Here is an 11,625-nt window from a genome sequence, read left to right as displayed (position 1 = left end):
CCAAACAACTAGTTTACTTCTTTAACCACAATCGTAGAGTCTTGAAGTCGAAGTTTTAACCAAGTTTCTATTTTCTTAGAGTCAGCTTCTTTCTGGTTTCGTTTTATCCCATCTTTCCATTTAATTTCAAAAATGGGAACAGTATCCAATTTATTAAAATCGGTTTGTATCTGATAGGAGAACCCCAAACCGGCTATGTTATTATAATTCGCTTTAGCCTCTGCGCTCACATTTTTGAACGGAATTTGTTTTTCAGCATTTTTGGTTAAATGGGCCAGCTCAGCCTCCAATAGGCGTATTTGTTCATCCTTAGTGAGCAAATCAGCCTTATTTCGTTCATAAAGTTCGCTTACATAGTTGAATTTCTCTTCCGAGTCATCCCTTCCACCTTGTAAAACCCTAAATTCGGCATCTTTCAGTCTAGAAAACTCATTTTTTTGGGCTCGCCATGTATTGATAACGTTATCGGGAATCAATTCATCGCCCATACAAACAAGTTCTATCAAAGAGGTCCCATCATCTACATACTGGATTTTTGTTAGATTATCCACATAACGTCCAGAGGAATTAAACTGATATACTTCAATAGTATCTTTTAAAAATTCCTGTGCCTGCTTTTTAAAAAGTGATTCTTGAAAGACCTGATAAAAGGTGAAACCTGCTGGAATCATAACCGCAATTCCAGTTATAGATGCCATTCGAGCAATAAAGCGACGTTTTTGGGAATTGGCATATCGCACCATCGGAAATCGTAAGAACTTGATGACCAAAAATGTCGCCAAACCAATAAACATAGTATTAATGATGAACAAATACATTGCCCCCCACGCATATTCTAATTTTCCTATGGCCAAGCCAAAACCTACGGTACAAAGCGGTGGCATAAGTGCCGTAGCAATGGCAACCCCAAAGATAACACTGGCAATGGTTCCTTTTTTTGCTCTGGCTATGACCAAGGCCAGTCCTCCAAAAAAGGCAATCAAAACATCTCGAATATCCGGTTTGGTTCTTGCCAAAAGCTCTGATGATTCATCACGGAGTGGAAATAGATAGAAAAACAAAAAAGCAGTGAATACACTCAAGACTACCATTACGGTAAAGTTCTTGAGGGATCTACGCAACGTATCTATATCATTAATTGCCAAGGATAGGCCCATACCTAAAATTGGTCCCATCAAAGGAGAAATTAACATGGCTCCGATAACAACGGCCGTAGAATTGGCATTCAATCCTATGGAAGCTATAAATATGGAACAAATTAAAATCCAAGACGTATGGCCTTTAAAAGGAATATCTGCGATTATGGATTCTTTGGTTGCCGCCGCATCTGTATTGGAACGTATCTCTAAAAGTTCAGAGAGAAACTTTCTTACACTGGCAAGAAGACCCTTTAGGTCTTTTTTTACCTCATCTCCACTATCTTGATTGGGCGTTTCACTACCAAATAAATGTTCACTCATAACTTATGCAAACTGATCACCATATTTATCTTTTACTTGACCAAGAACTTTTTTGATGTCCTGTTCCTTGGATTTAGGATAAATAAGCAGTACCTCTTCTTTATCCACAATGATATAATCTTCCAATCCATCTATTACGACTACCTTGCCTTTTTCGGACCTTATCATATTGCCTTTGGCATCTTGAAGCAATGTCTTACTATTGACTGTGGCGTTCCTTTCATCGTCTTTATCCAGTTTATCGTATAATGCTCCCCATGTACCCAAATCATTCCAATCGAAAGTAGCGGGGAGTGTAAATATAGATTCTGAACGCTCCAATATAGCGTAATCTATCGATATGTTTTCTGCTTTTGGGTAATTTTCATTGATATACATCTGTTCACTAGCGGTGTTGTACACCCCATATCCCGACTCAAATAATTCATATTGATTTTTTTGGTATCGTTTAAAAGCATTCACGATTGTATTGACGCTCCACATAAATATACCTGCATTCCATAGAAAATTACCTTGTTCCAGAAATTCTTTGGCCGTCTCATAATCAGGTTTTTCCCTGAATTGAGACACTTTTTTAATTGGGTTTTTATCTTCCTTTTCAAACTCGATATATCCGAAACCTGTATTGGGAAATGTAGGCTGAATACCAAGTGTACATAGTACATCTTCTTGCCCGCATTTGTCAAAGCATGCAGTTACATCCCTTTCAAAAGCATCTTCATCCTCAATCCAATGATCACTCGGCGCAACAATCATTACGGCATTTGGATTCATTTTTTTAATTTTTAAGGAAGCATAAAGAATACAGGGTGCCGTATTTCGCATGGCAGGTTCTAAAACCACTTGTTCTTGCTTTACTTGGGGCAATTGTTCCAGAACCAATCCGTTGTAACGTTCATTGGTAAGAATTAGAATATTCTCCGTAGGAATGAATTTATTCAGTCTATCAAAAGTTTTTTGAATCAAGGTTTTTCCTGTTCCCAACATGTCATGAAACTGTTTGGGGTTGGAAGAAGTGCTTACTGGCCAAAAGCGGGAACCTACTCCTCCTGCCATTAGCACTGCGTAATAATTTTGGTTCATTTGTTTTAGTCTTTGATCAGTTCAACTTCTGCGTTGGGCTGGAACAAATATACTTTTCCAGTACCCAATTCCACACATTCGTATCGTTTTATTCTTTTTTCACCTTTTTTAAATAGCTTTCCATTGTACAAGCGAAATGTACTCCCAAAAGGTAGTTCAAAAACATAAGTGTTCCCCTTATTATCTGTTTCATCGAATGCCTTTAAAGCAATGGACAATTTAGCATCGGTACTACTACTGGCCTTGGGATTTTTAAAATGATTGGCCAATATTGGTAAAAGTTTAGAAGGAAAAATTTCTGGACGAATGAAGGGAATCATCAAATGTTGAAATGTTCGTTTCCATTCCAATCCATGGGGTTTTATATAACGACCATGTTTCTCGAATGCCACTAGGTGTGCGATTTCATGAATCAATGTAATTAAAAATCGATATTTATTCAGGGAGGCATTTACAGTAATTTGATGTAATCCATTAGGCATTTTCCTGTAATCACCATGACGTGTTACCCTGTGATTTACAATTTTTAAATGCACCCCATGCTGTTCTATCAAACTAAAACATGGTCCAACCGCACGTTCTGGCAAATATTTTTGTAACGTGGTACTCACAGGACTAAATTTAAGATTAATCTACGGAGTACTATTACTTATTTGCAACAACTTTCCATTATACAATTTTTGACCAGTCAATGAAAAGTCCTTAATGTAAGTGGCCATTTCTTTTGCTGTTACTGGGGCCTTATAACCTGGAAAAGCTTCTTCCAACATTTCGGTTTGCACCGCCCCTAAAGCAAGAACATTAAAACTAGGTCCAGTTTCTTTAAATTCTTCAGCCCAAAGTTCCGTTAGCGTAATCACTGCGCCCTTACTGGAACTATATGCCGAAAGTCCAGGAAACTTCATACTCCCTTGCACGCCCCCCATGGAACTAACGGTGACCACATGACCTGTTTTGCCCATTTTGGGCAGTACTGTTTTGGTTATCTCAGCTACACCAAATACATTCACTTTATATACAGCTTCAAATTCTTCTTGGGTAGTTTCTAAAAAGGGTTTGTTCAACAAACTGCCCGCATTGTTGATAAGCACATCCACAGTATCCCAGTCTTGAAGGAAGGCAGTTATTTTCTTAAAATCCGCTGGATTGGACAAATCAAAGGGCATACTACTTACACCAGGCATATTCAGTGCTGTAATAGGCCTTTCGTTACGCGAAAGGGCAAGAACTTGATGGCCATCTTGGGCAAACAATTGTACCAGTTCATAACCTATCCCCCTACTTGTTCCAGTTATTATGATGTTCGCCATAACGGTTTTCAGCTTTAGATTTAGTATTTAAGATAAGGGCAATAAGATTTAATTCATCTTAATTTCTTTCATAGGAGCATTGGCAATCTTCTCTACAACAGGAAGCATTTTGTTTATCAATGTGGCCATATGATCAAAATCCATTTCTTCTACTTCATCACCTACCTTATGATAATATTCAAAATTGGTGAAATCAAAAGTACAATAGGTATGGCATGGCACTCCGAATTCTTGATAGAAAGGATAATTATCGGAACGTTGAAATAAACCATATTCCCTGGCCCTTTGAAGGTAACCTACAAGATTTTCACCTGCATATTTATTATTCACATCAGCAAAATTGGACTTCTTATATCCTGTAGCATACACTAAATAATCTTTCCCAAGAAGTGGAACACCGATCATCTCAAAATTCAACATAGTGTAAAGGTTAAGTTCTTGTTCCTTGAGCTTTTTTGCTAAATGTTTTGAACCTAGAAGTCCCTTTTCTTCGGCACTGAACAAGACGAAAATCAGACTTCTTTTATTGGTTCTGTTCTTTCCAAAGTAACGAGCAAGTTCCATAACTGCAGTTGTTCCCGATGCATTATCATTTGCTCCATTGGCAATAGCGTCTCCGTTTTCAATTTTTATGATTCCTATATGATCATAATGTGCCCCAACCAGAATATACTCATCCTTAAGAACCGGGTCACTTCCTTCAACTATGCCAACAATGTTATAGGAAGTTTTTTTGTAATTGGAAAGTGTATCTCGATACGTATCAAAATAGGGAGCTACTTGATAAGATTTTAAATAGTTCTCTATATATTTTGCAGCTATTTCAATTCCTTCGCTACCTGAATCTCTTCCTTTAAGATCATCAGATGCCAAATACTTCATAATATCACCTACTCGTTCGGCATCAGTAAAACCTAGTTCTGTACCAACAGCGTTTACCCCTTTTGGAACTTCTTCAACTACACTTCCTTTAACACCTTCTGGGCCACCTGGGTTTGCTTGGTCAGGAACATTTTTAGTCTCGACCATTTGTGTAGAACCACAATTCATTAATACCAGTATTCCAAAAAAACTAAGAATTTTACTCATTTTGATGCTTATTTTGATTTTTAAAGATAAAAAAAGCATCCTTTAAAAGGATGCTTCCGTATGATATTGTTTATATACTCTGCTTCGATAAACTCGGCATAAAAAGCCAGTTTACATTAACTAAGCCAGCATAGTAACCGGATTTTCCAAATATGCCCTTAACGTCTGTAGGAACTGCGCGCCAACAGCACCGTCAACGGTTCTGTGGTCACAGGCCAAAGTGACTTTCATCGTACTGCCTACGACAATTTCTCCATTTTTGACCACTGGTTTTTCCACAATGGCCCCAACAGAAAGAATTGAAGAGTTTGGTTTGTTGATGATAGAGGTAAATTCCAATATTCCGAACATTCCCAAATTAGAAACCGTAAAGGTACTACCTTCCATTTCGTCTGGTTTTATCTTCTTGGTCCTTGCCCTTCCTGCCAAATCTTTGACAGCAGTTCCCAACTGGGTTAAACTAAGCTGGTCAGCAAATTTTACCACAGGCACTACAAGTCCTTCATCAACTGCTACTGCAACTCCCATGTGGATATGCTTTTTGTAAATAGTTGCTTCATCGGTCCATGATGTATTTACTTGTGGATGCTTTTTCAATGCCATTGCACAAGCCTTTAACACCATATCGTTAAAAGAAACTTTTGTGTCGGGCAAATTATTGATTTGCGAGCGAGAAGCTTTCGCATTTTCCATATCGACCTCTATAGTCAGGTAAAAATGCGGAGCGGAAAATTTAGAAGCACCAAGATGCTTTGCAATTGCTTTTCGCATAGAAGAATTCTTAACTTCTTCTGTATACTCCTCTCCTGCAGGTACGTACATTGTAGGTTGAGGTACAGCGGTTGGAGCAGCACTATCTTCTTTGGGAGAAGGAGCCGCAGCGGGAACTTGTGAAGGTTGATAATTTTCAATATCACGCTTTACAATTCTTCCATAATCTCCAGAACCTTTTACGGCTGTTAAATCTATACCTTTTTCACTGGCAATTTTCTTTGCTAACGGCGATGCCAATATACGTTGCCCATTCTTTGAAGCAACTGGCTCTTTAGGTTCTTCGCCTTTTGAGGCATTTATTTCTTTTGTGCCTTCCACTGTTTCGGAAGAACTCTCTGTATTACTTGCCCCAGATGAAGATGCACCAAGAACAGCATCAACATCTGTACCTTCTGGTCCTATTACTGCCAAGACTTCATCCACTGGTGCGGATTCTCCTTCTTGAATACCTATATAAAGTAACGTTCCCGAATAAAAGGACTCAAATTCCATTGTGGCCTTATCCGTTTCGATTTCAGCCAAAATATCTCCTTCTTCAACAGTATCTCCAACTTTTTTTAACCAAGACGCTACCGTACCTTCTTCCATAGTATCACTCAAGCGCGGCATTGTTATAATTTCCACACCTTCGGGAACAACTCCCCCTGTAGGAGCTGTAGCAACAGCTGCTTCTGGTTCTTGGCTTGTGGCTTGTGGTTCTTCGGAAGCTTTTTCCGCTTCCGTAGCACTTCCATTTAACAATCCAGAAATGTCTTCCCCATCTTCTCCAATAATTGCTAAAAGTGAATCAACCGGTGCTCCGTCTCCTTCCTGTATACCTATATGGAGTAGTGTGCCCTCATGAAAGGATTCAAACTCCATAGTGGCCTTGTCCGTTTCTATTTCGGCCAAGATATCACCTTCCTCTATTTTATCTCCTACATTTTTGAGCCACTTTGCCACGGTTCCCTCTTCCATGGTATCACTCAATCTGGGCATATTGATTACTTCTGCCATTTACTTAAAGTTTATGTTGTAAAAATGGATAGTCTTCTTGTTCGTATACGGTATCGTACATCTGTTGTATTGGTGGAAAATCTGACTCTTCCGCAAATTTCTCACATTCGGACACCAATGCCTTTACCCTTTTGTCCATCTCTTTAATTTCCTCTTCAGAGGCATATCCTTTTTCAAGAAGGACTTCTTTAATTTGGGTTATTGGGTCTATTTTTTTGTATTCTTCAACTTCTTCTTTGGTACGATAGTGTTGTGCATCGGACATTGAATGCCCTCTGTAACGATAGGTCTTCATCTCCAAGAAAGTTGGACCGCCACCTGTACGGGCTCGTTCAACTGCCTTATCCACTTCTTTTGCCACTATTGCAGGATCCATACCATCTACTGGACCACAAGGCATTTCGTATCCCAAGCCTAGTTTCCAAATATCTGTTGAATATGATGTTCTGGCCACTGATGTTCCCATAGCATACCCATTATTCTCACAAATAAAGACCACAGGTAATTGCCACAACATAGCCAAATTAAAAGCCTCGTGCAAAGAACCTTGTCGAACGGCACCATCTCCCATGTAGCAGAGCGTTACCGCATCTCTTTTAAAATATTTGTCGGCAAACGCCAATCCGGCACCTAAAGGGATTTGTCCGCCCACAATACCATGGCCACCATAGAATCGATGTTCTTTGGAAAAAATGTGCATGGAGCCCCCCATACCTTTGGAGGTGCCCGTCACCTTTCCAAAAAGCTCCGCCATCACACGTTTTGGGTCAACACCCATACCAATGGGCTGAACATGATTTCTGTAAGCTGTTATCATTCTATCCTTCGTCAAATCCATTGCGTGCAATGAACCTGCCAAAACAGCTTCTTGGCCATTGTATAAGTGAAGAAAACCTCTAACTTTTTGTTGAATATAAACTGCTGCAAGTTTGTCCTCGAACTTTCTCCAGAACAACATGTCCTCATACCATTTTAGGTAAACTTCTTTGGTGATTTTTTTCATTAACGGTTGTATTATATGAAATTCTTCAGTGTTGAAGAAAAACAAAAATACATATATATCTGTTTTGGAAAAAGAATTGGTTTAAGAATCGCTTAAAAATGAACTATTGAATGCCAAAGGCAAAATATCCGCCACTGATTCGCATTTATATATTGGTCCAGATTCACCACGCAGCAACAAGGAAATAGATGTTTTCTGCCGCTGTTCATACTCTATAATAGCTTGCCTACAACTACCGCATGGTCCAGCAGGGACAGTTACTTCATAATCATTGGATGTTGCGGTTATTGCCACTGAAACAATAGCAACCCCTGGGTATCTTGCCCCTGCCTGAAAAACAGCAACACGTTCAGCACAAAGACCGGAAGGATAAGATGCATTTTCCTGATTGTTTCCAATAACAATTTCTCCATTTTCCAATAAAACTGCGGCCCCTACTTTAAAATTTGAATATGGGGCATAAGCACTTTCCCTAGCTTCCTTGGCCACTTGAAGGAGTCGCTGCTCTTTCGAAGCCAGTTCATCCACATCTTTAAATATGGTAAGTTCAAAACCAATATGTTGTTTCTTCATACTGCTATTTAGGTATTGACCAAAAATAAGAAAACCTGCTGATGAGCAGGTTTTCTTTATAATTATATTGTTTTATCTAGTCATTCAAGAATTCTTCCCCAAAATTAAAGGTAAGGGAAAAGCGTAATGTATTTTCCAAAGGATTACGAACTTGGGATGTTGAGAATAAATAGGAAAGGTCTATTTGAGCGGACTTGAATTTGAATCCCGCACCTAAAGTAAAGAACTGTCTAGCTCCCTTTTCCTGATTTTCATTAAAGTATCCTGTACGCAACATAAAAGCCTCTCGGTATTTATATTCGGCGCCAAGTGCCCATGTAATTTCCCTTAATTCCTCGCTGAATCCATCCGGAGCATCTCCAAAAGATTCAAATACACCATCAAAAAAGGGAATTTGTTGGTATTCATCATTATCCGCTGCTGTTATTTCACCATCACCATTAAAATCTCTTGGCGTTGGCACCAAAAGCTTATTGAATTCTGTATGCAGTCCCAAAATATTGTCCTGATCTAAAATAAAATCGAAGCCAACACCCATTTTCAGGTTTGTTGGCAAAAAGTTTTCTTGACCCCCGGCATCGTATTGCAAAGACCCTCCTAGGTTAGAGATATTAAAACCTGCTCTCCAACGGCCACTAAAACTTTCATATGCAATTTCCCTTGAGCGATAAAACCCTGCAATATCCACAGCAAATGCGTTGGCTGCCTGAGAATCTTGGACACCATCTTGAAATCTTAGATTTGAGCTGATAAACCTCCCGCCTACGGCCATAGAAAATGTTTGACTAAGTTTTAGCGAGTAGGAACCATCAAAAGCAAACTCATTAGGCTTGACCAAAGTAGCATCTTCCTCGATGGTCTGGCGAAGCTCTATTTCGCCAAGACCAAAATAACGAAGACTAAAAGCGAAGGCACTACGGTCGTTGAGTTTGTTGTAGAAGTTTGCATTTAAAAGGGAAACATCGTTAACAATACTTTCCAAATATGGCGTATAACTAACACCAACTCCTGCCTTTTGGGTTGCAAAAGCGAACTTGGCCGGGTTCCATTGTTGTGAGAATACATCAGCAGAGGTGGCTACACCCATATCACCCATACCCGAAGACCTGGCGTCTGCCGCAATGGTCAAAAAGGGAACTGCTGTAGTAATAACTCTTTCTTGTTGTGCGCTTATTTGAGAGGCGATTGTAAAACATATAGCCAATACTAGTAAGTTTTTCATTTTAAGCGTTTATCGTTTAGTAAAATTGAGGTCGTCGATATCCTAAAACTATAAAATATCCTTAAACGTATTACATGTAAACGAACATTTCAGAGAATTCTTGTAATTGAAGTGCTTTTTTTTCACAAACCTTTAAGACAAACGCTTGCCCATAATAAAAGAGCAAAGCAGTCCATGCCATTTGTTATCGTTAAAACTAATCAATAAGAATACTATTTTACATCCTGTCACGTTTAGATTGTAAGCTGTGTGCATAAAAGGTTTTTAACAATTCTTTTTATTCACATAAAATATAATGGCCAAAACACCGTTTTAATGCCATTGAAGGATTTTAAAAAATCAAAATCAAGTTAAAGTTACTAAGGGTTAAACCCTTAATTTTTAAAGTACTCAAGCCCAAATTATGAAAAAACACTTTGTTAAAGTCGTACTTTCTTGCGCTATTATTGTGGGAAGTTTTTCTAGTTGTAAAAATTCCTCTTCTTCTTCGAAAAATGTTTCGAGAGCCACAGGATGGAAAATAAATGCCAAAGAAGGTGGGTTTCAATATAACTCTGACTTTAAAGAGCAAGAAACTCCTCCTGGAACTGTATTTATTGAAGGTGGAACGTTCACCAAAGGTAAGGTTCAAGATGATATCATGCATGACTGGAACAACACGCCCACACAGCAGCACGTACAGTCATTCTATATGGATGAAACCGAAGTTACCAACGTTATGTACTTGGAATATTTGGATTATCTGAAGGCAGTTTACCCTCCAGAAAACCCAAATTATAAAAACATTTATAATGGTGCATTACCGGACACACTTGTTTGGAGAAACAGATTAGGTTTTAATGAAACCATGACCAATAACTATCTAAGGCATCCAGCATATGCAGAATATCCTGTTGTTGGTGTTAATTGGGTCCAAGCTTCTCAGTACGCCGAGTGGAGAACTGATAGGGTGAACGAGGCCATGTTGGAAAGAGAAGGGTATTTAGCTGAAGATGCAAAATACAAAGCCTTAAATGGTGAAATTGAAGGTACATTCAGCACCGAAGCTTATCTAAACAACCCTGAATCTGTTTATGCAGGTCAAATAGACTCGTTACAAGGAAAGCAAAAGAAAGATTCTATCAGCACGTTTGCCAAAAGAAGTAGCGGTGTTATTATGCCAGAGTATAGACTACCAACAGAAACTGAGTGGGAATACGCAGCACAGGCTTTGATTGGATCAAGAGAATACAACAACTACAGAGGTAGAAAAAAATATCCATGGGAAGGTGATTACACCAGAAATGGACAGCGTGTAGGTCGAGGAGACCAACTGGCAAACTTTAAACAGGCCAAAGGTGATTACGGCGGAATTGCAGGATGGTCAGATGACGGCGCGGACATTACCGCACAGGTAAAATCGTACAAGCCCAATGATTTTGGTCTTTATGAAATGGCCGGTAACGTATCTGAGTGGGTAGCTGATGTCTATCGCCCAATCGTTGATGACGAGATAAGTGACTTTAATTACTACAGAGGAAACGTTTTCATGAAGAAAGCCATTGGCGAAGATGGTAAGGTAAAGGTTTTACGTGATGATATTGTTTATGATACACTACCTAATGGAAAAATAGTGGCCATGAACTTACCCGGTGAAATCGAAATGGTTCCTGTAACTGAAGAAGAAACGTATTTGCGCACAAACTTCTCCACTAGCGATAATAGAGGATATAGAGACGGTGACCCAGGTTCCTCTAGGTTCTTTGAAAGGTTTAGTGATGAATCTGAAGGTAGAAAAATGTATGATTCCCCCAAGCATAAAGTAGAGCGTGATTCCACTGGCAAAATCCTTCGTCAGTATGATACCTCTAACTACAGAACTTCTCTTATCAATGACGAAGTACGAGTTTATAAAGGTGGTTCTTGGAGAGATAGGGCATTTTGGTTAGATCCTGCCCAGCGTAGGTACTTACCACAGTATATGGCAACAGACGATATTGGATTCAGATGTGCAATGTCTAGGGTTGGTTCTAAATCTAAAACTAAGAACAAAACGGTTAGACATAAAAAAGCAAAATAATATTTCATTATAATTTATTAAAAGCCCTGACTAAAAATCAGGGCTTTTTTTTATCT

Annotated in this window: 10 protein-coding genes; 1 reads left to right on the top strand and 9 read right to left on the bottom strand. The window is 39.0% G+C overall.

The window, feature by feature from the left end:
- Positions 1 to 8 precede the first annotated feature (8 nt).
- The 9 genes from KIM67_RS04640 to porV form a co-directional block, all read right to left on the bottom strand.
- Complete coding sequence (locus tag KIM67_RS04640) at positions 9 to 1,460, bottom strand: DUF389 domain-containing protein (protein WP_213830197.1); 1,452 nt, start codon at positions 1,458 to 1,460, stop codon at positions 9 to 11.
- Positions 1,461 to 1,463: 3 nt separating this feature from the next.
- Positions 1,464 to 2,543, bottom strand: coding sequence for a mannose-1-phosphate guanylyltransferase (locus KIM67_RS04635; RefSeq protein WP_213830196.1), 1,080 nt, complete (start codon positions 2,541 to 2,543; stop codon positions 1,464 to 1,466).
- A gap of 5 nt (positions 2,544 to 2,548) precedes the next feature.
- Positions 2,549 to 3,154 (bottom strand): SprT-like domain-containing protein, encoded by a 606-nt coding sequence (locus tag KIM67_RS04630; protein ID WP_213830195.1) that lies wholly within the window; start codon positions 3,152 to 3,154, stop codon positions 2,549 to 2,551.
- A gap of 21 nt (positions 3,155 to 3,175) precedes the next feature.
- Positions 3,176 to 3,853: an SDR family oxidoreductase gene (locus KIM67_RS04625; RefSeq protein WP_213830194.1), complete on the bottom strand. Its 678-nt coding sequence runs from the start codon at positions 3,851 to 3,853 to the stop codon at positions 3,176 to 3,178.
- Between the two features lie 48 nt (positions 3,854 to 3,901).
- Positions 3,902 to 4,942 carry a M20/M25/M40 family metallo-hydrolase gene (locus KIM67_RS04620; RefSeq protein ID WP_213830193.1) on the bottom strand — a complete coding sequence of 347 codons (1,041 nt, stop codon included), beginning with the start codon at positions 4,940 to 4,942 and terminating at the stop codon, positions 3,902 to 3,904.
- 120 nt (positions 4,943 to 5,062) lie between these two features.
- Positions 5,063 to 6,712: a pyruvate dehydrogenase complex dihydrolipoamide acetyltransferase gene (locus tag KIM67_RS04615; protein ID WP_213830192.1), complete on the bottom strand. Its 1,650-nt coding sequence runs from the start codon at positions 6,710 to 6,712 to the stop codon at positions 5,063 to 5,065.
- A gap of 4 nt (positions 6,713 to 6,716) precedes the next feature.
- Positions 6,717 to 7,715, bottom strand: a complete 999-nt coding sequence (gene pdhA / locus KIM67_RS04610) for a pyruvate dehydrogenase (acetyl-transferring) E1 component subunit alpha (RefSeq protein ID WP_213830191.1) — start codon at positions 7,713 to 7,715, stop codon at positions 6,717 to 6,719.
- Positions 7,716 to 7,796: 81 nt separating this feature from the next.
- A complete protein-coding gene (gene cdd / locus KIM67_RS04605) occupies positions 7,797 to 8,288 on the bottom strand; it encodes a cytidine deaminase (RefSeq protein WP_213830190.1) in 492 nt (163 codons plus the stop codon).
- Between the two features lie 76 nt (positions 8,289 to 8,364).
- Complete coding sequence (gene porV, locus KIM67_RS04600) at positions 8,365 to 9,510, bottom strand: type IX secretion system outer membrane channel protein PorV (protein ID WP_213830189.1); 1,146 nt, start codon at positions 9,508 to 9,510, stop codon at positions 8,365 to 8,367.
- 403 nt (positions 9,511 to 9,913) lie between these two features.
- Here porV and gldJ point away from each other — a divergent pair, with 403 nt between their 5' ends.
- Positions 9,914 to 11,569, top strand: a complete 1,656-nt coding sequence (gene gldJ, locus KIM67_RS04595) for a gliding motility lipoprotein GldJ (RefSeq protein ID WP_213830188.1) — start codon at positions 9,914 to 9,916, stop codon at positions 11,567 to 11,569.
- Positions 11,570 to 11,625: the final 56 nt, after the last annotated feature.

Source organism: Flagellimonas sp. 389, from assembly GCF_018449435.1.
Classification (GTDB): domain Bacteria; phylum Bacteroidota; class Bacteroidia; order Flavobacteriales; family Flavobacteriaceae; genus Flagellimonas.
The sequence above is the reverse complement of the archived record's forward strand: the minus strand, read 5'-3'. Positions and strand labels throughout refer to the sequence as shown.